Consider the following 24,182-nt stretch of genomic DNA (forward strand, 5'->3'; position numbering starts at 1 on the left):
GCCCGCACCACCCTCCAGGAGCTCGCGCATGTCCGCGTCACTGTCCGATCAATCCCAGGCCGCCGGGAACGCTCCGACTGCCCGCCGACTGGGGCTGTCACTGCTGGTGATCGCCACGGCCCAGTTGATGCTGGTGCTCGACGACGGCATCGCCAACATCGCCCTGCCCAGCATCCAGTCCGACCTGGACGTCTCCGGAGCGAACCTGCCGTGGGTGATCAACGCCTACGTCCTCGTCTTCGGCGCGCTGCTGCTGTTCGGCGGTCGGGTCGGTGACCTGTTCGGCCGGCGCCGGGTACTGCGCATCGGCCTGGTCGTGTTCATCGCCGCGTCGCTGCTGGGCGGCCTCGCGCCGAACGCAGGCCTGCTGATCGGCGCCCGCGCCCTGCAGGGCCTGGGTGCGGCGCTGGCCGCGCCGAACGCGCTGGCGCTGATCGCCACCACGTTCCCGCAGGGCAAGGCGCGCAACTCGGCGATGGCGGTCTACGGCGCGATGTCTGCCGTCGGCATCGTGGTCGGCGTGCTGCTCGGCGGGGCTCTCACCGGGCTGCTCGACTGGCGGTGGGTGTTCTTCATCAACGCCCCGATCGGCCTCGCCGTGCTCGCCGGCACCGGTGTCCTGGCGGAGAACAGCCGAGGTCGCGAGCGGCTGGACACCGCGGGGGCAGTGACCGGCACCGGCGCGATGGTCGCGCTGGTCTACGGCCTCACCCGCGCCGGTGAGCAGGGCTGGACCGACGCGCTCACCCTGGCCGCGTCGGCCGCCGCCGCGGTGCTGCTGGCCGTGTTCCTGGTCCTGCAGGCGCGCACCGTGCAGCCGCTGCTGCCGCTGAGCCTGTTCGCCGACCGCAGCCGCGCCGGGTCCTACGCCACGGTGCTGTTCATCGGTGCCGGGCTGATGGGGTCGTTCTACCTGCTCGCGTTGTTCCTGCAGCAGGTCCTCCGGTACGGGGCCCTGGAGGCCGGGACGGCGTCGCTGCCCTTCGCCGTCGGCATCATCCTGGCCTCGGGCACCAGCGGGAAGCTGGTCGAGCGCCTGGCGCCGCGCATCCTGGCCGCGCCCGGGCTGCTGCTGGCCGCGGCGGGCATGTTCGGGCTGTCCACGCTGACCGTGGACTCCTCCTACTCCGTTCACGTCTTGCCCGCGCTGTTCGGAACCTCCTTCGGGCTCGGCCTGGCGTTCGTGCCCTTGACGCTGACCGCCGTGCACCGCGTCGCCGACGACCGGGCCGGAGTGGCTTCGGCGCTGGTCAACTCGGCCCAGCAGATCGGCGCCGCACTCGGCCTGGCCGTGTTGACCACCGTCTCCGCCGTCGCGGCCGACGAGCAGCTGCCCGGCGCCGCCCGGGTGCTCCAACAGGGCGTGGCCGACACAGACGCCGCCGCCGTCGCCCGGGCCAGCGAAGCCCTCGCGGAGGGCTACACCGCGGGCTTCCTCACCGGATCCGGGTTGCTGCTGGCCGCCGCCGTCCTCGTCGCCGCCACCGTCACCACCCGCGACGTCCAGCGCGCGCCGCAGGCGGCACCGGCCCGGTGAGGAGCCCCACAGCGCCTGGTCGGAACCAGGACGGGCCGGACACCGACCAACAGACGGTGCGCACCCTCCCGTCCACCGTCTGGCTCTGGGCAGCGACAGCGGCCCGCGTGCTGCTCGGCGGCGTCCTCGTCATGGCCGGCGCGCTGAAGATCCCCGACCCGGCCGCCGCCGTCCGCGCCGTCCGCGCCTACCGACTGCTCCCCGAGACGCTGGTCGCACCGGTCGCGTTCGGGCTGCCGGTCCTGGAGATAGCCGTCGGCCTGGCGCTGCTCACCGGTGTCTTCGTGCGCACGGCGGCACTGGCCTCCGCCGTCCTGCTCACCGTGTTCATCGCCGGCATCACCACGGCCTGGGCGCGAGGCCTGCAGATCGACTGCGGCTGCTTCGGCGACGGCGGTCAGGTCGCCGCTGGCCAGACCGCCTACCCCGGCGAGATCGCCCGCGACGCCGGCCTGCTGCTGCTCGCGCTGGCGTTGACCCGGTGGCCGCGCTCGCGGCTGGCCCTGGGCGGGGTCTCCGGAGACGGCCGGCCGTGCGCCTGCTCCCCCGCTCCCCCCGACCGCACCGACGAGGAGCCGACCCGTGCCCGCTGACCCGACCCACACCGGCTCGAGGACCACCGCCCGCCAGCGGATCGAAGCCCGTCGCGCCGCCGAGGCCGCCGCGCTCGCTGGAGCGCAGCGCCGGCGGCGGACCATGATCGGCGGCGTCGCCGCCGCGGTGGCGGTGCTGGTGGTCCTCGTCGTGGTGGTCGTCGTGCAGTCCCAGCGGACGGCGACCTCCGCCCAGGCCGGCACGCCCGCCAACACCGTCGCCGACGGCACCGCCGTCCGCATCGGCCAGGCCGACGCGCCGGTCACGGTGACCGTCTACGAGGACTTCCTCTGCCCGGCCTGCAAGTCCTTCGAGGGCACCAGCGGGGACACCCTGGCCGCACTGGTCGCCGACGGCACCGCCGCGGTGGAGTACCGGCCGGTGGCGATCCTCGATCACTACTCCACCGACGCCTACTCCACCCGGGCACTCAACGCCGCCGGCGTCGTCGCCGACGCCGCCGGACCCGAGGCGTTCCTCGCCTTCCACGACCTGCTCTTCGCCCACCAGCCGACCGAGGGCGGCGCCGGGCTGCCCGACGACGAGCTGATCGCCCTGGCCGTGCGCACCGGAGCCACCGGCGCGGAGATCGAGTCCGGGATCCGCGACCTGGTCTATGCGGACTGGACTCGGCGGGTCACCGACGACGCCAGCCGCAACGGCCTGACCGGCACGCCCACCATCCTCGTCGACGGTGACGTGCTCGAGACGCGATCGCCGCAGGGTCTCGAGGCGGCCGTGCGCGACGCTGCGGCGGCCTGAACCACCGATCGCGGGACGGCACCGTGTGACCGCCGGCCTGATCGAGCGCTCTGCCGAGAGGCCCGGTCCGGCGCTCAGCGCCCTCTATCGAGACCGACGACGGCTCGGCACCTCCTGGCAACGGGACATGAACTGGTCGGAGCCTCCTGCCCTCGCCCGAGTCGACGGCAGGGACGGTCGCCGCAGCGGCCGGCGGTCGGCCATCCGGTCGACCGGCCGCCTCGAGCTGTGTGGCCTGCTCGACGCGCCATGGGTGATGGCCGGCCGGTGGCCCATGCGGTGGCGACGACGGCCACGCTGCATGCGACGGCGATCGGTACCTCCAGCGGGAGCTCGCCCGGCTCATCGGCCGCGGCAGGGGCCACGCCGTGGTCCACGCCCCCACGGTCGCGGGCACGGAGGAGCGGGCCGCTGAGGTCTGCGTCGGCACAACAGCCGATGCCGACCCCGGCACCGACGACGACGTCGTCAGGGGCGCTCCGGCCGCGGGCGGGACGGCCGCCCGACCGGGCACGACGAGGGCCAAGTGCTCGAGCAGCCGGCCCTCGTCGTCCTGCGTCGGACCGATGGGCCGCGGCACCGCCGACCTCGTGGGCCGCAGCCCGTACGACATACCCCCGGGGGAATACCTGCGACGGTGCTACAGTTCTTCGGGTATACCCCCCCGGGTATACACCGCTGTTAGGAGCTACCGTGATCCCCGAGATCGACCACAACACCTTCGCCGCCCGGCTGGACGAGGGCGATGCCTTCGTCGTCGACGTGAGGGAGGCGCGCGAGTACCGCCCCGGCCACGTCCCGGGTGCGCGGAACCTGCCGCTGAGCGTGCTCCCGGCCCGACTGCCGGAGTTGCCGAAGGACCGGCCGGTCTACGTGATCTGCCAGGCCGGCGGTCGCAGCGCCCAGGCCACCGACCTGATGCGCGCGGTCGGCATCGACGCGGTCAGCGTCACCGGAGGCACCGGCGCATGGATCGAGTCCGGCCGCCCGGTCGCCACAGCCTGACCTGGACCACCACTCCACGGCAGCGAGAGGAACCTGCGATGACGATCACCGTCCTCCCCCTGGACACCCCCGGCCTGGGCGATCGCACCTACCTGGCCCACGACGGCGAGGTCGCCCTCGTCGTCGACCCGCAGCGCGACTACGACCGCGTGCTCGGCCTGGCCCGAGCCGCCGGCGTGCGGATCACCCACGTGTTCGAATCGCACATCCACAACGACTACGTCACCGGCGGATACGAGCTCGCCCAGGAGACGGGCGCGCAGTACCTGCTCAACGGCGACGACCCGGTCTCCTTCGACTGCGTGGGCGTCCGTGACGGTGACGTCGTCGAGGTCGGCGACCGGATGCGCGTGCGGGTGCTGCTCACCCCCGGGCACACCCACACGCACCTGTCCTACGCGCTGTCCGATGGCGATGAGCCAGTGGGCGTCTTCACCGGCGGCTCGCTGCTCTACGGGTCCACCGGCCGGCCCGACCTGCTCGGCCCCGAGCACACCGACACCCTCGCCCAGGCACAGTGGCACTCGGCACGCCGGCTGGCCGCCGAGCTGCCCGACCCGACGGCCGTGTACCCGACGCACGGCTTCGGCAGCTTCTGCTCGGCCACCCAGTCGGGCGGGACCGCCAGCACCATCGGCCAGGAGAAGGTGGCCAACCCGGCGCTGACCCGGGACCTGGAGAGCTACGTCGAGGAGCTGCTGGCAGGCCTGGACGCCTACCCGGCCTACTACGCGCACATGGGCCTGGCCAACTCCGGCCGCCCGGGCGAGGCCGACCTGTCGCTGCCGGCCGAGGCCGACCCCGCCGAGCTGCGCCGGCGCATGGAGGCCGGCGAGTGGGTGGTCGACCTGCGCACCCGCACCGCGTTCGCGGCTGGTCACCTGGCCGGCACGGTGAACTTCGGTCTCGACGGCCAGTTCGTCACCTACCTGGGCTGGCTCATCCCCTGGGGCACCCCGGTCACCCTGCTCGGCGAGACCGCCGACGACGTCGCCGAGGCCCAGCGCGAACTGGTCCGCATCGGCATCGACCGCCCGGCCGCGATGGCCACCGGCACGCCCGAGCAGTGGGCCGGCGGCGCGCCGCTGCGCAGCTACCGGACGGCGACCTTCGCCGACCTGGCGGCGCAGCTGGAACAGGACCCGTCGACCTCCGTCCTCGACGTGCGTCGCGACCAGGAGCGCGCCGAGCGGCACATCGCCGGGTCCACGCACGTCCCGATCCACGAGGTGCTGCACCGCCTGGAGGAGGTCCCGGCCGGACCGGTCTGGGTGCACTGCGCCGGCGGCTACCGCGCCGGGGTCGTCGCCGCGCTCCTCGACGCCCACGGCATCGACGTCGTCGCCATCGACGACTCCTTCGACAACGCCGGTCCCGCCGGCCTCCCCCTCACCGACTCGACCCGCCAGGAGATCTCCGCGTGACCCGCGCCATCGACGCACCCACCCTCGCCGAACGACTCGGCGATGACCACAGCCCCGACCCGGCGTTGGTCGACGTCCGCACCCCTGCGGAGTTCGAGGCCGGACACATCCCCGGCGCGACCAACGTCCCGCTCGACCAGCTGCGCAGCCGGCTCGCCGATCTGCGGGAGCCGCTCGGCGACGCCGACGTCGTCCTGGTCTGCCGCTCCGGCGCCCGCGCCGGGCAGGCCCAGCAAGTCATGCGAATGGCGGGGCTCGGCGCGCCAGCCGTGCTCTCCGGCGGGATGGTCGACTGGGAGCGGGCCGGCCTGGCAGTGGACCGTGGCCGCCAGGTCTGGGACCTGGAGCGCCAGGTCCGCTTCGCCGCCGGATCCCTGGTCGTCACCGGCACCCTCGGCAGCCTGGTCGCACCGAGGCTGAAGTGGCTGTCGGGCGTTGTCGGCGGTGGCCTCGTGTTCGCCGCGGTGAGCAACTCCTGCGCGATGGGCATGGCGCTGGCGCGGATGCCCTGGAACCGCCGCGGCAACGCCGCCGTCGCCTGCACCGTCGGCACGCCGTCTCGGACGCGGTGACCCGGTGCTGATCGCCCTCACGGTCGCACTGGCCGTCGTCGTCGGGCTGGCGCTGGGCCTGCTCGGCGGCGGAGGGTCGATCCTCATGGTCCCGCTGCTGGTCTACGTGGCCGGCAAGGACGCCGAGGAGGCGATCGCCCTCTCGCTCGTGGTGGTCGGCGTGACCTCCGCGGTCAGCGTGATCGGCCACGCCCGCTCTCGCCGCGTCCGGTGGCGCACCGGGTGGCTCCTGGGCGCTACCGGCATCGTCGGCGCGTTCGCCGGCGGGCTGATCGGAGCGCACCTGCCCGGACAGCTGCTCATGGGCGGCTTCGCGGTGCTCATGATGGTCACCGCGGTGGCGATGCTGCGCGGCCGTCGCTCCGCTGCGCCCGAGTCGGCCGGGCCCTCCCCCGGGTGCAGCCTCCTCATCGGAGCGGGCCTCGGGTTGGTCACCGGCCTGCTCGGCGCCGGCGGCGGCTTCCTGATCGTCCCGGCACTCACCCTGCTCGCGGGCCTCCCGATGACCGCGGCCGTGGGCACCTCGTTACTGGTCATCGCCATGAACTCCGCGGCCGGCCTCGCAGGCCACCTGACCGCCGTGCCGGTCGACTGGGCACTCACCGGGGCGGTCACCGCGGCCGCCGTCGCCGGCAGCCTGCTCGGGGCACGCCTGGTCGACCGCATCCCGGCCGATGCCCTGCGGCGGGCCTTCGGCTGGTTCGTCCTCCTCACGGGCGCATCTGTGCTCGTCCAGCAGGCGCCCGACGGCGCGCGGCTGCCGCTGGTGACCGCGCTCCTCGGCGTGGCCGGCGTGATGGGGATCTGCTCGGCGTTCGTGCCGCGCTGCCCCCTCCGCCACGCCGAGATCGTCGGCCCCCGCACTGCCGGGGCCTGACTCGGACGGCCGCGCGGGGCGCAGGGGAATCCCCGCGCACCGCGCGGCGCTCTCCGCAGAGGTACCCGCCCGGGTATAGCACCGGCGGTCAGGAGAGGATGAGGACATGCAGCTCGAGAACGCCCAGGTCGTCGGTGACGTCGTCAAGCGGCTGCGCCGCGCCGAGGGCCAGCTCGCGGGCGTGATCCGCATGCTGGAGGCCGGGCGGGACTGTGAGGACGTCGTCACGCAGCTCGCCGCCGTCTCCCGGGCCCTCGACAAGGCCGGGTTCGCGATCATCGCCACCGGCCTCGAGCAGTGCATCACCGCCGGCCCCGAGGGCACCGGCGTCGACCGCGCCCGGCTCGAGAAGCTGTTCCTCTCCCTCGCCTGAGCACCACCCCCTGCGGTCCGCCCGGTACCCGCCGGGGCGGGCCGCAGTCCTCTGAGGAGCCGGCGGCCCCGACGCCCCCGACTGGCCGCTCGTCCCTGAGCCCAGGGGCGCCCGCGACGACTCCCGGGGCGCCGTCGGCCGAGCCGGCCGAGGAGGCAGCACGGGCCGACGACGAGCGGCGTCACGGGCACCCCCACCGGCACAAGTGCTCGCCGACGGCGAGACCCAGCGGAGAGCGACCCTCCAGGGACCCGGTCACCAGACGCTCGGTGTGCCTCAGCGCAGGGCCCGTGTCCCACCTGCTCTCGCACTCTTCCCCTGTGCGACCCGATGCAGGCGGGAGGTGTCCCAGGGGCGGCTCCATCCGAGCTCGTCGAGGAGCCAGTCCAGGACCTTGGCGGTGAAGCCCCAGATGCAGGAGTCCTCGAGCAGGAGCCCCGGCCCGGTCCAGCCCTCGCCGTCGATGACGGTGGCGCGATGCTCCGGGTCCGTGAGGTGACGCCTGGGCACCCAGTGCGTCGAGTGCGTCTCGCGGTCGGGCCGACGTCGTGCGGGGCGAGAACGGACATCGTCTCCCGCCCAGGCGACCACCGGGGCCACGACGTTGGCGCTCGCCTGCAGCGCCAGCGCAGGCAGGACTCCGAGTACTCGTTCGGGATCGATGAGCATCCCGGTCTCCTCGTGGCATTCCCGGATCGCAGCGGCGACGGGGGTCTCGCCCGGGTCGATGCCGCCGCCGGGGAACGCGAACTCGCCCGGGTGGTGGCGCAGCGTCCAGGAACGCCGCACCAGCAGGAAGGCGACATCGTCGGCCACGGGTCCGGCCACGACCATCACGGCGCTGGCGCGGAACGCGTGCTCGGCCGTGGCGCGCGGCAGCCCGACCCACCCCCACGGGCGCCGCCCGCCGTGCCGGATGAGACCGGACAACTGGTCGTGCGCCCTGGCGCTTCCCCCGGCCGGCTCATCGGGATCATGGACGCTGGGATGCACGGTCACCGCGGCCCGCGACGAGGCCGGCGGTGTCGTGGACGCGACCGGCTCACCGTGAGGGAAGCGCGTAGTGGTCGGCGATGACCTCGAGCGTGCGGGTCTGGGCGCGGCGTGAGTGCCCCATGACCACGAGCATCACCTCGTCGACCCCGGTCTGTGCATGGAGTCGTTCCAGGGCTGCCGCCACCTGGGGTCCGGTGCCGTTGAGGAACCGGCGTGTGTACATGTCCAGGACGTGCTGCTCCTGCGCGGTGGCCCGGTACGCCTCGACCTCCTCGGGCGGGAGCAGGCTGTAGGGCCTGCGCTGGAACATCCGCAGCATGGCCATCGCCGACGAGGCCGCCTGGCGTCGGGCCTCCGCCGGATCGTCGTCCGCCACCACGCCGACGCTGAGGAGGGCGTACGGCTCGGACAGGATGCGGGACGGCTGGAAGCTCTCCCGGTACAGCCGCATGGCCGAGACCACGTCCGCGTCACCGAACTGCAGCGCGAAGGCGTACGGGCGGCCGAGTTGGCCTGCCAGGCGAGCCGAGTACGGCGATGAGCCGAGCACCCAGACGTCCGGCGCCGTCGACGGTCGCGGCACCCGGTTCTGGTCGGCCTGCCACGGACCCGGAACCGCGTGGACGCTGCGGTAGGGGTGGTCGTCGGGGAAATCGTCGTCGAGGAACCCGAGCAACTCGAGGACCTGCTGCGGGAAGTCGTCGTTGGCGTCGTGGTGCCGGCGCAGCGCCAGGGCGGTGGGCAGGTCCGTGCCGGGTGCACGCCCCAGCCCCAGGTCGATCCGCCCGGGGGCGAGCCCATCCAGCATGCCGAACTGCTCAGCGATGACCAGGGGGGCGTGGTTGGGCAGCATCACGCCGCCGGCACCGAGCCGGATGCGGTCGGTCTCGCCGGTCAGCCGCGCCAGCATCAGCTGCGGCGACGACGTCGCCGCCGCCGGCATCGCGTGGTGCTCGGACATCCAGAAGCGCTCGTAGCCCCGCCGCTCGGCGAGCTGGGCCAGCGCGATGATCTCGCCGAAGGCCTCCTCGACGGTCTGCCCGACCGCGGTGTGCGCGTTGTCGAGCACCGAGAGGACGAAGGGAGCGGTGCCCGAAGGCCGTGCGGGGATCATGGAACTCCTGGTTCTCATGGCAATAGCCACTCTTTCTCGTGATAGCCACGCTACCAGGAGCATCACGGCACGTCGGCGCTGATACCGTGAGAGCCGATGTCGCGGATCCCCCTCCCCCCAGCCCCCGGGGCCGACCAGTACGTCAGCCTTGCGCTGGTCAACAGCGTCGTCGCCCTCCCCGGCGGGCAGCGGGCCGACGAACTCGGGAGCCCCGAGGACGCCACGCGCTGGCTCATCGACCACGGCCTCGTCCCCGAGCAGACCGCACTCCTGGCGTACTGCCAGAACCAGCTCACCGGCCTACGAGGGCACCTGCGTTCACTCTTCGCGACCCACGTGCAGGGCGAGGCGCCCCCGCGTCGGTCCCTGGACGAGGTCAACCGCGCTCTCACCAAGGTGCCGAGCGCGTCGGTGCTGCGCCACCACCCGGAGGGGGGCCTGCGCCGGGAGCCTGAACATCCCCTGACACGCCTCGTCGAGCACGCGATGGCCCAGGTCGCCGAGGACGCCGCCGCTCTCCTCACCGGAACCGACGCCCCCCAGCTCGCGCGCTGCGCCGCCCCTCCCTGCGACCGGTTCCTCCTCCGCACCCACGCGCGCAGACACTGGTGCTCCACCCGCTGCGGGGACCGCGTCCGAGCCGCGCGTGCCTATGCCCGCAAGCAGGACCGGCCAACGCCTTCCTGAGCGCCTCCACGCCCCGCCTCCGCCGTGTCGCGTCGCGAGGCGACCGGCTTCGTCCGTCGGACCACGGTGCCCCTTCTACCCCGCAGAGGCGCGGCACGGGACTCCTCACCCAGAGCACGGCCCAGTCACTCCGACTCGGGTGGAGCATCGCCGGCGACCAGAGCACGCTGTCTGGATGACGCCCGACTCCGCCCCACCGCCGGCCTCCTCCGCCGCGGTGCACGTCCTGACCCACGGCTACGCGGACATGAGCCCGACCCCCTGGTCGGTCGCCTCGACCGTCACCTACATCCGGGACGGCGACACCCACGTCATCGTCGACCCCGGCCTGGTGAGCGGCCCCAACTCGATCCTCGATCCCCTGCGCGAGCTCGGAGTGCGACCCGAGGACATCACCGACATCATCTTCTCCCACCACCATCCCGACCACACCGTCAACGCGGCGCTGTTCCCGCAGGCCCGGATGCACGACCACATGGCCATCTACCGCAACGACACGTGGCTGTCGCGTCCGGCCGAGGGGTTCGAGATCTCCAGCTCCATCCGCCTGCTCGAGACGCCAGGGCACACCCCCCAGGACATCACCACCCTCGTCGAGACAGCCGAGGACACGGTGGCGCTCTCACACCTGTGGTGGTTCCAGGCCGGGCCCCCCGAGGACCCGCTGGCCACCGACGGCGCAGCGCTCCGAGCCGGAAGGGAGCGGGTGCTGGACCTCGCCACGCTCATCATCCCCGGCCACGGCGCGCCCTTCGTGCCAGACGCCAGCACTCCGCGCTGACGTAGCCACGACGCCGCCGCAGCCAGCCGCCTGCTGGCCGGACAGGATCCCCAGCGTGCCCTCCGGCGCCCGACCTTCGGCGCAGCTTCGTGCCGCACGTCGAAGGCCATCTGCTACGCCGCCGGGTGTGAGCTGCGCGGCCCGACGGCGACCGGGCGGCCGGCCGCGAGCGCCGAGCCGGTGTCCCGGCCGGTCACGGAGAAGGTCAGTGGGATTGAGCCGGGCGGAACATCGCGATCGACCGATCAGCAGGAGGAGGCGGCACAGGTCGGGACAGGGCGCATCGAGGTGAAGCCAGCGGATCACTCCGGTCCCAGCCGTCCACGCCCCTGACCTGTTGGAGCTGACCCGGCAACTCCCGGAGCGGCCCGGACGGACCGGGGCCTGCGGTAGGGGCTGCCCGACCCCTACAAGGGGACAAGCGGCTGAGCCGTCTGCCCGGCAGCAGCCGACCGGTGGTGCACCAGTCGAAGGCGGCGACCTGCTCGTCGTCATCGGCTGACCGCCCCGCTGACGCCGGGCGGCCGTGCATCGTCGGCCGCCGGGTCCGGTGGCGGCGGCCGGACGTCGCCCCCGTCGAGATCAGCAGCGGGCTCGGCTCGGCCTGCCCGCCCGGGAGCGAGCACTCGAGTACGAGGGACCGACGGATCGCTGCCTCTCGGATCGGACATCGACTGCCCGGACACCACGCCACCGGATGCAGTACGCCATCCACGCCGCCGCGGACCGCCGGGAGTTGACCCCGGACGCGGTCACCGCCACGTGCACCCGTGGCGCCGCGACGGCGACCATCGCGACCAGTAGGAACCCCAGCAACCCGGCCAGAGGTGGTCGTGCTCGTAGGGGACCACGGCGCTCTCCAGCGGCAGCTCGGTCGACCCCGGTCGAGGAACTCGGGGCCGGCGCTGCCGAGAGAGCCGGCACGGTCGTACCGGCGACGCTCGCACCAGGTATGGGGACCGGGAGCGGACGTCGACACCCAGCCGGGACATCAGCTCGATGCGCTCAGGGCCGATGATCCCGCCCGCGACTCCTTCCGGATCCGGCATGTGGCTGTTAGTGTTCCCGGCCACACAAGAGACCGGTCTCTCTCTCGCAGAGACCGGTCTCATACTGAGAGAGGACACATCACCGATGCTCGGGTTTGATGAGCGCCGCTACGGGTCCGTCCTGGGTGGTGCGGTCTCACTGCGCCCCCAGATCGAGAAGCTGGCGGCCGAGATCGTCGCCGCCGAACCGAACACGCTGTTCCTCGTCGGCTCCGGCGGCTCGTACGCCGCCATGTGGCCGTACGAGTACCTGCTCACCACCCGCTCGGCCCTGCCGGTGCGCTCGGTCATCGCCGCGGAGCTCGTGGCGGCCGGCAACCGCCAGCTCACCGAGCGGTCGGTGGTGCTGCTCTCCTCGCTGTCCGGCACGACACGGGAGACCGTGGCCGCGGCGGAGTACTGCCGGGCGCGCGGGGTGCGGACGATCGGCATGACCGGGGACCCCAACTCGCCTCTGGCGCAGGTGGTCGACCACGTGCTGGTCAACCCGGCGGACGACGAGACGGCGTCGGAGTCCTACGACATCCAGCTCACGCTCCTGAGCGCCGCGATCCTCCACTCCCTAGGCGAGTTCGACACGTACCCGCGCTTCGCGGAGCAGATGGACGGCATCGAGGCGGTCCTCCGCGCCGTGCAGGAGCAGGCCGACCCCGTCGCCGCCTCGTTCGCCGCACGGCACTCGACCACCGAGTACCACATGCTCGTCGGCAGCGGGCCGCTCTGGGGTTTCACCTACAACTACTCGATGTGCATCCTCGAGGAGATGCAGTGGCTGCGGACCACGCGCGTCCACGGGGCCGAGTTCTTCCACGGCTCCCTGGAGCTGGTCGAGCGGGACACCAGCCTGATCCTCTTCATCGGTGAGGACGAGACGCGCCCGCTGATGGACCGGGTGCGCGGTTTCGCCGAGCGCTACAGCGACAGCGTCACCGTCTTCGACTCGGCGGACTACGCCCTGGCCGGCATCGACGCCGAGTTCCGCGGGCTGCTGGGTCCGCTGGTCATGGACTCGGTGACCATCCGGCTGTCCAAGCACCTGGAGCAGGTCCGCGACCATCCCCTCGACCTCCGGCGCTACTACCGCGTCGTCGACTACTAGAGCGCCGGGAGGACGTGACATGGCTGCAACGGCGCAGTCTGCGACGCGGCCGCGCGTCGTCGGCTTCGGAGACAACGTGGTCGACCGGTTCCTGGACCGCCGCGTGTCCTACCCCGGCGGGAACAGCGTCAACTTCGCGGTGTTCGCCGCCCAGCTCGGCGCCGCCGCCGCATACCTGGGCGTTTTCGGAACCGATGCCCTCGCCGCGCACCTGCAGACCTCCCTCACCGGGCTGGGCGTGGCCCTGGACCGGTGCCAGGTGAAGGAGGGCGAGACGGGGTGGTGTGACGTGATCGTCGTCGACGGGGACCGCGTGTTCGGGGACTGGAACGGCGGCGGGGTGACGACGGCGGAGCCCTTCGTGCTGAGCGCCGCCGACCTCGTGTACCTCGCCGGGTTCGACCTGGTGCACTCCGGGGTCTACGGCGGCGTGGAGGACGAGCTGTTCCTGCTCCGCCAGCTGCCGGCCCTGGTCTCCTTCGACTTCTCCGACGAGAAGGAGTTCCGCACCCCGGCGTACCTGGACCGGGTGTGCCCCAACGTCGACCTGGCGGTCTTCTCCTGCGAGGCCTACGGCAGGGAAGAAACCGAGGCCCTCGTGCATGAGGTGCACGGCCGGGGGGTGGGTCTGGTCCTGGCGACGAGCGGGCTACAGGGCTCGCTGCTCTACGACGGACGCGCGCTCCGGCACGGCAGCGCTGTGCGCGTGGACGCGGTCGACACCATGGGTTGTGGCGACGCCTTCGCCACGGCCTTCGCGGTCACGTGCCTCCAGCAGGGCTGGCAGCGGGACCGGCTCCCCTCCCCCGAGTCCCTCGACCGGGCCCTCCGCCTCGCGGCCCACTTCTCCGCCGAGCAGTGCCTCGTCGAGGGCGCCTTCGGCCACGGCAAGGAGTTCTGACGATGACCACGGACACCGACCTCCCCACTGGTAGCGCGCCGACGCCCACTGGGACCTCCTTCCGCACGACCGCCGTGCGGCACCGGGATCTCGCCGTCTACACCGCGCTCGCCGCGGTGGTCGGCCTGGTCGCCGTCGCGGCCCCCCACGGCGGCGACTGGTACGGCGCCTGGAGCCTGCTCCCGGCGGTGACCCTCTTCGGCTTCATCCTCGTCACTCACCGGGTGCTCGAGGGCTTCCTCTGGGCCTCCGCCCTCGCACTGTTCATGTCCTCCCGGGGCGACGTCTTCACCGCGTGGGTCGACCGGCTCTACCAGGAGGTGTCCAACACCGACAACCTGTGGCTGCTGGTGCTCCTGCTGTGCATCGGCGGCCTGATCGGCGTGGTCGACCACCTGGGGCTCGCCGCGTCGTTCGCCGACCGGGTGGCGCGGTTGGCGCGGGGACGCCGCCGCAGCGCGCTGGTCACCCTCGCGGCGACGGCCGCGCTGAGCAACGACTCCTACCTGTCCAGCTCGGGGGTGGGCGTCTCGATGACCCCGGTCAACCGCCGGTTCGGGATCCCCCGCGCGTACAGCGCGATGCTGATCCGCTCCACCGCCGAACCCCTCTGCACCCTCAACCCCATCGGCTCGACCCCGGTGCTCATCGCGGGCCTGCTGGTCACCGCCGGCGCGGCCACGGCCGCGACCCAGGTCTCCACCTACGGGCACCTGATGACCTACCTCTTCTTCCCCATGGCCGTCGTGGTGGTGGCCGTGCTGGCCGGCCTCGGCGTCATCCCGCCGCTGGGCGCCATGAGGCGCGAGATGAGCACCGGGACCGTCGAGGACGTCGTCGAGGCGGAGGCGGCCGAACCCGTCAGCGCCCTGACCGAGCGCTCCGGACGGCGGCCGCACTGGCTCAACCTGGTCGTCACCGTGGGGACGGTCATCGTCGGCAGCCTGGTGACCGGCGACGTGCAGAAGGGGTTCATCCTCTCGCTGCTGGTCACCGGGATCGTCCTCATCGTCCAGCGGATCGCGACCCCGGCGAGCTACCTCGACGCGGCCGTCGAGGGGATGAAGGACATCTTCTCCCTCGTCCTGCTGATGGCGATCGCGTTCGTACTCGTCTCCGGCATCGCCGACCTGCAGTTCGCCGAGTTCGTCATCCAGAACGTCTCCGAGGCCGTGCCGGCAGCGTGGCTGCCCTTCGTGGTCTTCCTGGCGTTCGGGCTGACCGAGGCCCTGGTGACCCTCAACTGGAGCCTGTACATCCTGCTCGTCCCGGTGCTGATCACCCTGGCGGACCAGATGGGGGCCAACCCGCTGGCGACCGTCGCCGCCCTGGTCAGCGCCGGCACCTGGGGCATCACCACCGCCATCTCCTCCGACGTGGGCCTGCTGACCTCGTCGTCCACCGAGGTGCCGCTGTTCCGGCACTGGATCACCAACCTGCCCTACCAGGTGATCGCGTTCGTCCTGGCCCTCGCCGGTTACGCCGTACTCGGACTGGTGGGGAGCTGATGGGGCCGGTCGACGTCCTGCTGCGGTCGACCGCGGTGTACGACGCGGTCGCCGGGACCAGCCGGCCCGGGCACGTGGCCGTGGCCGGCGACACCATCGTCTCGGTCGGCCCCGGGAACGGAGCCGAGCTCGTCGGGCCGCGGACGGCGGTCCACGAGCTCGGTGACGGGTTGGTCACCCCGGCGTTCCACGACAACCACACGTTCCTCACCGCGACGCTCCTGGACCACGCCGGTGCCGACGGCGGGGGGCTCGGCTCCCTCGAGCAGGTGGTCGCCGCCCTCGCCACCCTCCCCCGCACCGGCGTGCTGGTCGCCCGGGACGTCGACCTGCCCGACACCCCCCGGGACCTCGTGGGCGCCGCGCTCGACCAGGCGTTCCCGGACGACCCGGTCGTCGTGGTCGGCCGCGGCCGCGCCTGGCTGGTGCCCAACTCACCGGCGACCCGGCGGTTCGGCGACCTCGACCCGGCGAGCAACGAGTCCCTGGCCCCGTTGTACGCAGCGCTGGCCGAGGACGCGGCCCTCGTCGAGAAGGTGTACCGGGCGGCCGCTGCGGAACTGGGCGCGCGTGGCGTGGTCTCGGTGAAGGAGATCGCGTTCGACGACTACCTCGGCGTGCTCCCGGTGCTCGAACGGCTCACCGCCGACGGCGGCTTCCCGCTCCGGATCAGCGTCGCGTCCCAGCCGGTCCGGGCGCGGGCGGATCTGGAGTTCGCCGAGGCCATGCGCCGGACGCACACGTCGCCGGCCCTGCGCTTCCACGGGTTCAAGCTGATGACCGACGGCTCCTTCGACGAGTTCGGCGCGCACCTGCTCGGCCCCGACGACGAGTGGACCCGGCTCCAACGCTGGCACGTCGACTACGGGCACGTGGAGGACGAGACCCGGCGCATCCTCCGGGCCGGCCACGCGGTCGCCCTCAACGCCGACGGGGACGGCGCCGTGCACCGCTGCCTCGACGTCCTGGAGACCGCGCGGGAGGACGGGATCCCGATCCCGGCCGGCACGTCGCTGTCCGACGTGTCGCTGGTCAGCGACCAGGACGCGGTTCGCGCCGGCCGCCTCGGTCTGTTCTGCGAGGTGTACCCGCAGCTGTTGCTCATCGAGGGGTACACGACCGACCTGGTGCGGTCGATCCTGGGCCCGGAGCGGGAGCAGCGGCTGGGCAACTTCGCCGCCCTCACCCGGGCCGGCGCCTGTCTCGCCGCGGGCACGGACCTCCCGCTCTTCCTCCCCTCCGTCCCCGAGGCCCTGCTGTCCACGGCCGAGCGGCGCTTCCCCGACGGAGGACCGGAGGGCGGGTGGCACGCCGAGCGTGCGCTCAGCCGGGCCCAGGTGCTCGACAGCTGGACGATCGGCGGCGCCCGCGCCACGGGCGCCGCCGGCTGGACCGGGACGCTGGAGGTCGGCAAGCGAGCCGACATCGCCGCGCACGACCGCGACCTCCTGGACGTGCCGGTCGAGGAGCTGGCCGGGGCCTCCGTCGTCCTGACCCTCGCCGGCGGCGCCGTCGTGCACCGCCGGTGAGTCGACCACCCGCCGTTAGGGTCGGCCGCATGGACCGACCGGCGGCGCAGGTCCCGCCCACCATCGCCGAGGTGGCCCGGGCCGCCGGCGTGGCCAAGGCGACCGCCGGTCGGGTGCTGGGCGGCTACGGCTCACCCAGTCCCGAGCTGCAGGCCCGGGTGCGGGCAGCGGCGGAGGCCCTGGGCTACCGACCGAACATGCTCGCCCGCTCCATGTCCACGGGCGTCACCAAGACCATCGGGGTGGTGGTGGCCGACATCAGCAACCCGTTCTTCGCCGGCCTGGTACGCGGCATCGCCGACGCGGGGCGCGCGGCGGGCTACGACACGGTGCTCGTCAACACCGACGAGCGCGTCGATCGGGAGCGGGCTGCCGTCGAGGTCCTGGTGGGCAAGCAGGTGGACGGGTTGATCATCGCTTCGGCCGCCGGCGCACCGGCTCCGGCACCCCACCTGCGGGCGGCGATCAGCCGCGGCACACCGGTCGTCGGCGTCGACCGCGACCTCCCGGACCTGGACGCCGACGTCTTCGTCATCGACAACCGCGAGATCACCCGGCACGCCGTCGATCACTTGATCGACGCCGGGCACCGCCGCATCGCCTACGCGTGGGGGCCGCCGCACCCCGGGCAGGTCCGCAGCCGCGAGGAGCTGCTGGGCGCGGCCGGCGCGGACCTGTCCACCGGAGCCGCCCGCCTGCGCGGCTACGTCGACGCCCTCGACGCAGCGGGCATCGACCTCGACCCCCGCCTGGTCACCACCGGGGTGGAGACCGTCGAGGGGACCGAGGAGGCCCTGCGCGTCATGCTCGGCTCGGCCCGTCCGCCCAGTGCGGTGTTCGCGACCGAGACGGACGCGCTGCTGGGCGCCCTGCGCGCCCTGCAGGCCGCCGGGCTGCGCTGCCCCGAGGACGTCTCGCTCGTCGGCTTCGACGACAGTCCCTGGACCGCGGTCGTCGAGCCCCCCATCACCGTGGTGCAGCAGCCCGTCCAGCAGCTGGGCGAGGCCGCGGCCCGCCGGCTCATCCAGCGGATCGACGGGTTCGACGCAGCGGCCGAGAGGACCGTCCTGAGCGCGCGGCTGGTGTCGCGGTCCTCGGTGCGCGGGCCGCGAACACAGCCCGCCTGATATTTGGTCGCCTGACCAACTCGGTGTGATCGACCACGCCGGCCGGTCCTCCCGGGTTGCCGCAGACCGGCTCGGCCACGCCGATACCGATGGCCGCCGACGTCGTGCTTCCGGCGCAACATCGCGAGCACGGGCGCGGTCTACACGACTGGGGCGCGTTGCCGGAGACAACGATCCAGGACTGCAGCCGCCGATGGGGGTGACGTCCCACGAGTGGTGGGTCCGTCGAGACTCCGCCGACCCCTGGAGGAGGCCCATCAGGTGCCGGCTGCCCGCCGGCGATCCGGCGCGCCTGCCTGCCCGGACGCTATGTCACCAAGTGACTTGTAAGTGCCCATTGACAGTGGTCCAGGTCACGCTGTTTCGTATGGCGCGACGGAAGCGCCCTGCGAAACGAGAGGTGTCTCATGAGCCCCGACGGCACCGAACACCCGAAGCGCACCCGAGCCGCCGACGGCGACATGGCGGTCGAGGAGACGGTCGTCGTCCAGCACTTCGTCCACGCCGCGCCCGATGACGACCGGACGCACCCGCGGGCCGCCGACGTCGACCAGCCGGTCGACCGGACCGTCTTCATCGCCGGCCTCGCCCTGACCCTGGCGTTCGTGCTGTGGGGTGTCCTCTCGCCGACTTCGTTGGCCACCGCGGCCTCGACCGTCCTGGCGAAGATGATCGACGCCACCGGCTGGGTGTACGTCCTCGTGACCGCCGGCTTCGTCGCGCTCATGCTGCTGCTCGCCCTCTCGCGCTACGGGCGGATCCGACTGGGCCGCGACGACGAGCGCCCGGAGTTCAGCACCGTCTCCTGGATCTCCATGATGTTCGCCACCGGCATGGGCATCGGGCTGATCTTCTGGGGCGTCGCCGAGCCGCTGTCGCACCTGCTCACCCCGCCGCTGGACCTCGCCGAGCCCTCGACGCCGGAGTCGGCCGAGCTCGGCCTGGAGTACACGATCTTCCACTGGGGACTGCACCCGTGGGCGCTGTACGGCGTCGTCGGGCTGGCCCTGGCCTATGCCACGTTCCGCAAGGGCTTGCCCAACCTGCTCAGCTCCATCGTGTTCCCGCGGAAGGACCCCTCCCACCCTGCCCGCCGGGCCGTCGACATCTTCGGGCTGTTCATCACCACGTTCGGGGCGGCCACGTCCCTGGGACTGGGCGCCCTGCAGATCAACAGCGGGCTGACGCGGGTCTTCGACGCCCCTCAGAGCAACACCGTCTGCATCGTGGTGATCGTGGTGCTGACCGCCCTGTTCGTTCTCTCCGCGGTGAGCGGGACCGAGCGGGGCGTCAAGTGGATGGCGAACATCAACGCCGGGCTGGCCGTCGGGGTGCTGGTCTTCGTGTTCGCCTTCGGGCCCACGATCTTCCTGCTGAACACCTTCGTCGAGTCCTTCGGCGGCTACCTGGCCCAGTTCGTGCCCATGTCGTTCCGGACCGGCGCCGCCGGTGGCCGCGAGTGGCTCGCCGGCTGGACGATCTTCTACTGGGCGTGGTGGATGTCGTGGGCGCCGTTCGTGGGCACCTTCATGGCCCGGATCTCCCGGGGTCGGACCATCCGCGAGTTCGTGATCTGCGTGTTGATCGTCCCGACCCTCGTCAGCACCGTCTGGTTCGTGGTGATGGGTGGGACCGCCATCCGGTTCCAGCTGACCGGGGTCACCGACATGGCCGGCTCGCTGGCCACGGGTGTCGAGAACACCCTGTTCACGATGCTCGACGCGATGCCGTTCTCGACCCTCACCGCGGTGCTCGTCGTCGTCTTGATCCTGCTGTTCTACGTCGCCGGCGCCGACGCGGCATCCCTGGTGCTCGGGATGCTCTCCCAGGGCGGGTCGCTCCACCCCCGGACCTGGCTGGTGGTGACGTGGGGATCGATGATCGGCGCGGTCGCGATCGCTCTGCTGCTCGCCGGAGGGCTGGATGCGATCCAGACCACGGTCATCGTGTTCGGCGTCCCGTTCCTGATCGTCATGCTCGGTGTCTGTTACAGCCTGCTCAAGCAGCTGCGCAGTGAGCCGGTGGTCAGCACGGTCCCGCCTGGCGTCCGCACGGTGGTCGCGGAGATGCGACCAGGCACGGTCCAGCAGCCGGGACCTGCCCAGCAACGCGCCCCCGGCGGTCACGAGAACGGCGCGACCGCTCACGCCCGCGAGCCGAGACAGCCTCAGCAGTCAAGCTGACCTGCTGCTGCCACCACTGCGGGCGCGTCGAGGGCCAGCGACCGTGCTCGCCTGCAGATGGGCACGCAACACCAGGGCGGGGTCCTGCCGCGTGAGATCGCCCAGGACAAGCGGCTCACCTAGGACCTGCCCTGGGAGTCTTCGCGGAGCCACGAAACGGCGACGCGACGATCAGCAGGGCGCGGATCTGGCATAGCGGGTGGCCGTGGCGCGGGACTCATCGAGTCGACTCGGGTCCGAGTCCGCTAGCTCGTCTCACCTGCAGCTCGCGCCGATCATCTGTCGTCCAAGAAGCGGTACACCACATCGTCGATCGAGTCGGTTGCGAACGCGTAGACGAACCGGAGAGGACCGTCGCCGGTGTTGCGGGTGCCGCGCTCGGCGTTGCCGGGGATGAACACAGCCGATCCGGGCGTCACCGGGGCGCTCGTCGCCGTCCAAGACGACGGACTCCCCTTCCCTCGACGACGTTGTAGACCTCGGCTTGGGTGTGCCGGTGAGGTCCCAGCCAGTCGGTGGGCGGCAGCTCGGTGAAACCGGTGTACAGCGAGGACGTCGGCGTCCGATCAGCGCTGAACAGCACCCGGAAGGAGATGTCCCACGCACCGGGTTCTCCCGCGCCTCGGGCGTGACGTCGTCGGTGTCGCGGACCTGTGGCTGCATCTCGTCTGCTCGGGGTCTCGGTCATAGGGAGTTCCCGCGACTCGTGCGCGGAGCCGGAGCACCGCACATCTTGCTGGTCGGTCCGCCCCGGGAGTGGCGGAATTGCCTCCCCGTCGACCGCTGGGGCCTCGACTGGTGCACTGCAGCCCCCCCCCCCCCCCCCCCCCCTGCGGGCGCCGGCGGCGTGCTGGTGCGCCCGGACGCGGGAGGAGTCCACGCTGATCCTCCACTCCACCGCGCCGACCGCGTCGTCCTCGACGACCACGTGTTCGAGGAGGCGATCCCAGGTGCCATCGGCGGTCGACTTGCGCAGCCGCTCGTGCGCGGCGGCAGCCGGTCGCCGGCCGCGGCAACAGGTCGTCGCGCGACGGGCTCCGCACCACCTCGTCAGCCGAGCTTGGGATGGCCGTGGCGCTGGGAGATCTCGTCAGCCGTCGCGATCACGTGTTTGGCCAGGTTGGGGATCGTGTCCTCGTTGACCCTGAACGTCGGCCCGGAGACGGTGACGGCGGCGATCACACTGCCGTCGATGGAGCGGATTGGAGCTGCGATGGCGGCCAGGCCCATCTCGTGCTCCTCGCTCGTGGAGGCAAAGCCCCGGTCCCGCACGAGCTCGAGCTGCTTCCTGAGGACGATGGGGTCCACCACGGTGTGGGGGGTGAATCTCTCCAGGTCCTCGGCGAGCACGGCGTCCAGCTGGTCGGGCGGCATGTGTGCGAGGAACACCTTGCCGGCCGAGGTCGCGTGCACGGGGCTGCGCTGCCCCACCCAGTTCACGGTTGTCACTGCCGCGGCGCCGATCACCTGGTCGACGCTGACGACCCACCGACCGTCGCGCACCGCCACGTTGACCGTCTCACGCACGGTCTCGGCGAGTTCCCGACAGAGCGGGAGACCGACCAGGGAGAGGTCGCCGGTCTTCGTCACCCCCGCAGCCAGCTGCACCACCCCGTAGCCGAGCTGGTACCTGCCGCGCTCGGCGTTCTGCTCGACCAAGCCGCGCGCGTCGAGGGTGGCGAGCAGGCGGAACGCGGTCGACTTGTGCAGGCCCAGTTCGCCGGCGATGTCCGTGACACTGGCGGTGCCATGGCGTGCGAGTACCTGCAGGATCGATATCGCCCGATCCACGGACTGGACCGCGTTGTCCCGCGTGGTGCGACTGTCTTGCATGGCGGGAACGTAGTCGTAGCAGGACTGTCGAGACCACCAGCTGCTGCGGATGTGCGACACGACCGCAGTGGCCGTAGCCTCACCGCCCGCGTTCTGACGCCCGGGCGCGGGGCTCCGCGCGGGCGAAGGTCGGCCATCGGGCGGTGCAGCTCACTGTTGAGCCCGCCGACCAGTGCTGCACATCGGCCAGCAGGTCATCGCAGCGCCTCCACACCAGTTGCTACCAGCCTCCCGTCGATCCCAGCAGCGACACGCACACGTGCCGTTGCCCGGATCAGCGGGTCAATGGCAGTGTCCCCCTGGCGCTCCGACAGCTGGACGGGTCGCCTGCGGGCGCACGTGACCCGTGGGAGCGCAGTGGCGTCGCCCCTCACTCGTCGGGGACGACCCGCAGGTCGTCCCCGACGGCGATCGCGCCCGGCTCGAGCACGTCGCAGTAGACACCGAAGGTCGCACCGACCCCGAGCACGGAGTCGCGGCGGCCACGGTAGGACGTGATCAGGCGAAGCGTCTGGAGGTCGACCAGACCGGAGCCGGGGTTGCGGGTTGTGGCGGCGCAGCGCTTCACCGGGCCACCGACGCGCAGGACCGCGCTGCCGACCTGCAGGACCTTGCCAACCCACGAGTCCTCGGCGTGCGGCTCGCCGCCCGAGAACTCGATCAGCATCCGGAAGCGCCGCGCGTCGACCTCGGTGAGGCCAGCCCGGCGCGCCAGCTCGTCGATCGAACTCGCCCCGAGGATGGTCGCAGGGCGCACGTCGTAGGCGGCACCCCGCGCTCGGATCAAGCGGACCGGCTTCTTCAGGACGTCGGAGAAGAAGGTGTTCCACTGTGCGCCTGCGACGAGGTCGGAGGTGACCGTGCGCAGGCCCCACATGTCGGTGTCGATCGAGCCCGCGGTGTCGACGATCCCGGTGCACACCACCTCTCCGCCACGGGTGACCGCGAGGCGGTGGTCCTCGCCGTCGTATTCGGCCGCGAGTGCACAGAGGTCCGCGTTGGCCGTGAGGCTCTGGATCTTCCCCGTGTCGTCGACGAGGTAGAACATCCGGTCGCCGACGGCGCCATGCGACGTCAGCTCGATCGAGTGGGGATGGTGCAGCGCGAGACCCTTGACCGGGGTCGTCGACAGACGAGCGACGCGCAACGCGGCCGGCATGCGAGGCCCCCATCCGTGGTGGGCTCTTGGACGGTGAGGAATGGGCGGTGAGGAACGGGTGGTGCGGAGGACGGCGCAGCGCCCCGCCTCCGGGAGACGGGGCGCTGCGCCGTGGTGCGTCAGCCCTGGAGGTGGCTGGCGAGGGTGGTGGCGTAGTCGGGGTTCTCCTCGAGCCACGCGGCGACGGCCTTGGCCTCCTCGCCCTCGCCGAAGTCGTTCACGACCATGTTCTCCAGGCTGCCGAACTCCTCGTCGGTGAGCGTGAAGTTCTCCAGCATGGCCGCGACCTCCGGCTGGTCCTCGGTGAAGCCCTCCCGCGCGAGGACGTGCAGGTTCTCCGGCTCGCCGTAGGCGCCCTCGGGGTCCTCGAGGGCCTTGATCGGATAGGCCAGGTTCGCCCAGAACGGCTTCCACATGGTGACCACGATCGGCTCCTGGGCCTCGGTGGCGTTCTGCAGCTCGGTGAGCATGGCGGCGGTCGAGGACAGTTGCAGGTCAAAACCGTCGTCGAGTCCGTAGGCCGGGATGACGCTGTCCCTGGTCATCTCGGTGAGCCCTGCGCCCGGCTCGATGCCGACGATCCGGCCGCCGAACTCGTCGGCGCGGGTGGGGAGTTCGTCGATGGAGGTGATGTCGACGTAGTCGGGCACGGCGAGGAAGGAGGTCGCCCCCTCGTAGTAGACGCCGAGGTCCTCGAGGTTCTCGCCGTACTCGTCCATGTAGGACTTGTGCGTCCGCTCCAGCCAGGAGGACGACAGGACGTCGATGTCCCCGTTGGCCAGTGCCGTGTACATCGGCGCGTTGTCGCTGAGCTCGGTGACCTCGACGGTGTAGCCGTTGTCCTCCAGGACGTCCTTCAGCAGGTACGTCGTGGCGGTCTCGTCGGTCCAGCCGGGGATGACGCCCATGGTGATGGTCTCGCCACCATCGGCGCTGTCACCGTCGTCGCTGCTGCCTCCGCAGGCGGCCGTCGTCATGGCGAGCGCCGTCGCGGCCGCGCCGAGCCGGAGCCGGACGGTCAGGTGTCGCTGGGTCATTCACGTTCCTCTCGATAGGGGGGAGCTCGTCCGGC

General features: G+C 72.1%; 22 protein-coding genes. 16 read left to right on the forward strand and 6 right to left on the reverse strand.

Translation table 11 applies throughout. The features are described 5' to 3' along the window. Nucleotides 1-28 precede the first annotated feature (28 nt). From BLQ97_RS14615 to BLQ97_RS14650, 8 genes are all read left to right on the forward strand, one after another. Nucleotides 29-1,537: an MFS transporter gene (locus BLQ97_RS14615; protein WP_091366731.1), complete on the forward strand. Its 1,509-nt coding sequence runs from the start codon at nucleotides 29-31 to the stop codon at nucleotides 1,535-1,537. 56 nt (nucleotides 1,538-1,593) lie between these two features. Further along, nucleotides 1,594-2,130: a MauE/DoxX family redox-associated membrane protein gene (locus BLQ97_RS14620; protein ID WP_245692196.1), complete on the forward strand. Its 537-nt coding sequence runs from the start codon at nucleotides 1,594-1,596 to the stop codon at nucleotides 2,128-2,130. Further along, nucleotides 2,120-2,893, forward strand: coding sequence for a DsbA family protein (locus BLQ97_RS14625; protein ID WP_245692198.1), 774 nt, complete (start codon nucleotides 2,120-2,122; stop codon nucleotides 2,891-2,893). The genes BLQ97_RS14620 and BLQ97_RS14625 overlap by 11 nt, the downstream gene beginning before the upstream one ends. A 693-nt stretch (nucleotides 2,894-3,586) precedes the next feature. Then, nucleotides 3,587-3,898 carry a rhodanese-like domain-containing protein gene (locus BLQ97_RS23645; protein ID WP_217637207.1) on the forward strand — a complete coding sequence of 104 codons (312 nt, stop codon included), beginning with the start codon at nucleotides 3,587-3,589 and terminating at the stop codon, nucleotides 3,896-3,898. 38 nt (nucleotides 3,899-3,936) lie between these two features. After that, the gene (locus BLQ97_RS14635; protein WP_091366733.1) at nucleotides 3,937-5,322 is read left to right on the forward strand and encodes an MBL fold metallo-hydrolase; all 1,386 of its coding nucleotides are present in this window, start codon (nucleotides 3,937-3,939) and stop codon (nucleotides 5,320-5,322) included. Further along, on the forward strand, nucleotides 5,319-5,894 hold the full coding sequence (locus BLQ97_RS14640; RefSeq protein WP_091366734.1) for a rhodanese-like domain-containing protein: 576 nt from the start codon (nucleotides 5,319-5,321) through the stop codon (nucleotides 5,892-5,894). The genes BLQ97_RS14635 and BLQ97_RS14640 overlap by 4 nt, the downstream gene beginning before the upstream one ends. A 4-nt stretch (nucleotides 5,895-5,898) precedes the next feature. Further along, nucleotides 5,899-6,771 (forward strand): sulfite exporter TauE/SafE family protein, encoded by an 873-nt coding sequence (locus BLQ97_RS14645; protein WP_091366735.1) that lies wholly within the window; start codon nucleotides 5,899-5,901, stop codon nucleotides 6,769-6,771. A gap of 106 nt (nucleotides 6,772-6,877) precedes the next feature. Continuing rightward, a complete protein-coding gene (locus tag BLQ97_RS14650) occupies nucleotides 6,878-7,144 on the forward strand; it encodes a metal-sensitive transcriptional regulator (RefSeq protein WP_091366736.1) in 267 nt (88 codons plus the stop codon). A gap of 276 nt (nucleotides 7,145-7,420) precedes the next feature. Here the strand turns inward: BLQ97_RS14650 and BLQ97_RS14655 are convergent, their stop codons facing one another. Both BLQ97_RS14655 and BLQ97_RS14660 read right to left on the reverse strand, forming a co-directional pair. Beyond that, entirely contained in the window at nucleotides 7,421-8,143 is a 723-nt protein-coding gene (locus BLQ97_RS14655) for an NUDIX hydrolase (RefSeq protein ID WP_245692199.1), read from the reverse strand. 43 nt (nucleotides 8,144-8,186) lie between these two features. After that, on the reverse strand, nucleotides 8,187-9,209 hold the full coding sequence (locus BLQ97_RS14660; RefSeq protein ID WP_245692201.1) for an LLM class flavin-dependent oxidoreductase: 1,023 nt from the start codon (nucleotides 9,207-9,209) through the stop codon (nucleotides 8,187-8,189). Nucleotides 9,210-9,350: 141 nt separating this feature from the next. Between BLQ97_RS14660 and BLQ97_RS14665 the strand changes: the two genes are divergently transcribed. The 8 genes from BLQ97_RS14665 to BLQ97_RS14700 all read left to right on the forward strand — a co-directional run bounded on the left by BLQ97_RS14665 (nucleotide 9,351) and on the right by BLQ97_RS14700 (nucleotide 20,118). Further along, nucleotides 9,351-9,941 (forward strand): CGNR zinc finger domain-containing protein, encoded by a 591-nt coding sequence (locus BLQ97_RS14665; protein ID WP_091366738.1) that lies wholly within the window; start codon nucleotides 9,351-9,353, stop codon nucleotides 9,939-9,941. Nucleotides 9,942-10,116: 175 nt separating this feature from the next. After that, nucleotides 10,117-10,722 (forward strand): MBL fold metallo-hydrolase, encoded by a 606-nt coding sequence (locus tag BLQ97_RS14670; protein WP_091366739.1) that lies wholly within the window; start codon nucleotides 10,117-10,119, stop codon nucleotides 10,720-10,722. Between the two features lie 1,134 nt (nucleotides 10,723-11,856). Beyond that, nucleotides 11,857-12,870, forward strand: a complete 1,014-nt coding sequence (locus BLQ97_RS14675) for an SIS domain-containing protein (RefSeq protein WP_091366740.1) — start codon at nucleotides 11,857-11,859, stop codon at nucleotides 12,868-12,870. Between the two features lie 19 nt (nucleotides 12,871-12,889). After that, nucleotides 12,890-13,771: a PfkB family carbohydrate kinase gene (locus BLQ97_RS14680; RefSeq protein WP_091366741.1), complete on the forward strand. Its 882-nt coding sequence runs from the start codon at nucleotides 12,890-12,892 to the stop codon at nucleotides 13,769-13,771. A gap of 2 nt (nucleotides 13,772-13,773) precedes the next feature. Then, complete coding sequence (locus tag BLQ97_RS14685) at nucleotides 13,774-15,279, forward strand: Na+/H+ antiporter NhaC family protein (RefSeq protein ID WP_091366742.1); 1,506 nt, start codon at nucleotides 13,774-13,776, stop codon at nucleotides 15,277-15,279. Further along, the gene (locus BLQ97_RS14690) at nucleotides 15,279-16,808 is read left to right on the forward strand and encodes an amidohydrolase family protein (protein WP_091366743.1); all 1,530 of its coding nucleotides are present in this window, start codon (nucleotides 15,279-15,281) and stop codon (nucleotides 16,806-16,808) included. Before BLQ97_RS14685 ends, BLQ97_RS14690 begins: the two co-directional genes overlap by 1 nt. A gap of 29 nt (nucleotides 16,809-16,837) precedes the next feature. Continuing rightward, complete coding sequence (locus BLQ97_RS14695; protein ID WP_091366744.1) at nucleotides 16,838-17,935, forward strand: LacI family DNA-binding transcriptional regulator; 1,098 nt, start codon at nucleotides 16,838-16,840, stop codon at nucleotides 17,933-17,935. A gap of 407 nt (nucleotides 17,936-18,342) precedes the next feature. Beyond that, nucleotides 18,343-20,118, forward strand: a complete 1,776-nt coding sequence (locus tag BLQ97_RS14700; RefSeq protein WP_091366745.1) for a BCCT family transporter — start codon at nucleotides 18,343-18,345, stop codon at nucleotides 20,116-20,118. A gap of 275 nt (nucleotides 20,119-20,393) precedes the next feature. On the opposite strand, the gene BLQ97_RS24260 is transcribed toward BLQ97_RS14700, so the two are convergent. From BLQ97_RS24260 to BLQ97_RS14715, 4 genes are all read right to left on the reverse strand, one after another. Then, nucleotides 20,394-20,519, reverse strand: coding sequence for a cupin domain-containing protein (locus BLQ97_RS24260; protein ID WP_281181414.1), 126 nt, complete (start codon nucleotides 20,517-20,519; stop codon nucleotides 20,394-20,396). Between the two features lie 649 nt (nucleotides 20,520-21,168). After that, complete coding sequence (locus BLQ97_RS14705) at nucleotides 21,169-21,951, reverse strand: IclR family transcriptional regulator (protein WP_091366986.1); 783 nt, start codon at nucleotides 21,949-21,951, stop codon at nucleotides 21,169-21,171. Between the two features lie 370 nt (nucleotides 21,952-22,321). Beyond that, nucleotides 22,322-23,110, reverse strand: coding sequence for an MOSC domain-containing protein (locus BLQ97_RS14710; RefSeq protein WP_091366746.1), 789 nt, complete (start codon nucleotides 23,108-23,110; stop codon nucleotides 22,322-22,324). 119 nt (nucleotides 23,111-23,229) lie between these two features. Then, nucleotides 23,230-24,147 (reverse strand): glycine betaine ABC transporter substrate-binding protein, encoded by a 918-nt coding sequence (locus BLQ97_RS14715; protein ID WP_091366747.1) that lies wholly within the window; start codon nucleotides 24,145-24,147, stop codon nucleotides 23,230-23,232. Nucleotides 24,148-24,182 lie beyond the last annotated feature (35 nt).

It is taken from the genome of Geodermatophilus telluris (assembly GCF_900102745.1).
In the GTDB taxonomy this organism is placed as follows: domain Bacteria; phylum Actinomycetota; class Actinomycetes; order Mycobacteriales; family Geodermatophilaceae; genus Geodermatophilus; species Geodermatophilus telluris.

What these genes read in the sequence shown, in the direction of transcription:
- BLQ97_RS14615 (WP_091366731.1), top strand. Translation starts at nt 29, where the DNA reads ATGTCCGCGTCACTGTCCGATCAATCCCAGGCCGCCGGGAACGCTCCG.
- BLQ97_RS14635 (WP_091366733.1), top strand. Translation starts at nt 3,937, where the DNA reads ATGACGATCACCGTCCTCCCCCTGGACACCCCCGGCCTGGGCGATCGC.
- BLQ97_RS14650 (WP_091366736.1), top strand. Translation starts at nt 6,878, where the DNA reads ATGCAGCTCGAGAACGCCCAGGTCGTCGGTGACGTCGTCAAGCGGCTG.
- BLQ97_RS14665 (WP_091366738.1), top strand. Translation starts at nt 9,351, where the DNA reads ATGTCGCGGATCCCCCTCCCCCCAGCCCCCGGGGCCGACCAGTACGTC.
- BLQ97_RS14670 (WP_091366739.1), top strand. Translation starts at nt 10,117, where the DNA reads ATGACGCCCGACTCCGCCCCACCGCCGGCCTCCTCCGCCGCGGTGCAC.
- BLQ97_RS14675 (WP_091366740.1), top strand. Translation starts at nt 11,857, where the DNA reads ATGCTCGGGTTTGATGAGCGCCGCTACGGGTCCGTCCTGGGTGGTGCG.
- BLQ97_RS14680 (WP_091366741.1), top strand. Translation starts at nt 12,890, where the DNA reads ATGGCTGCAACGGCGCAGTCTGCGACGCGGCCGCGCGTCGTCGGCTTC.
- BLQ97_RS14685 (WP_091366742.1), top strand. Translation starts at nt 13,774, where the DNA reads ATGACCACGGACACCGACCTCCCCACTGGTAGCGCGCCGACGCCCACT.
- BLQ97_RS14690 (WP_091366743.1), top strand. Translation starts at nt 15,279, where the DNA reads ATGGGGCCGGTCGACGTCCTGCTGCGGTCGACCGCGGTGTACGACGCG.
- BLQ97_RS14695 (WP_091366744.1), top strand. Translation starts at nt 16,838, where the DNA reads ATGGACCGACCGGCGGCGCAGGTCCCGCCCACCATCGCCGAGGTGGCC.
- BLQ97_RS14700 (WP_091366745.1), top strand. Translation starts at nt 18,343, where the DNA reads ATGAGCCCCGACGGCACCGAACACCCGAAGCGCACCCGAGCCGCCGAC.
- BLQ97_RS14705 (WP_091366986.1), bottom strand. Translation starts at nt 21,951, where the DNA reads ATGCAAGACAGTCGCACCACGCGGGACAACGCGGTCCAGTCCGTGGAT.
- BLQ97_RS14710 (WP_091366746.1), bottom strand. Translation starts at nt 23,110, where the DNA reads ATGCCGGCCGCGTTGCGCGTCGCTCGTCTGTCGACGACCCCGGTCAAG.
- BLQ97_RS14715 (WP_091366747.1), bottom strand. Translation starts at nt 24,147, where the DNA reads ATGACCCAGCGACACCTGACCGTCCGGCTCCGGCTCGGCGCGGCCGCG.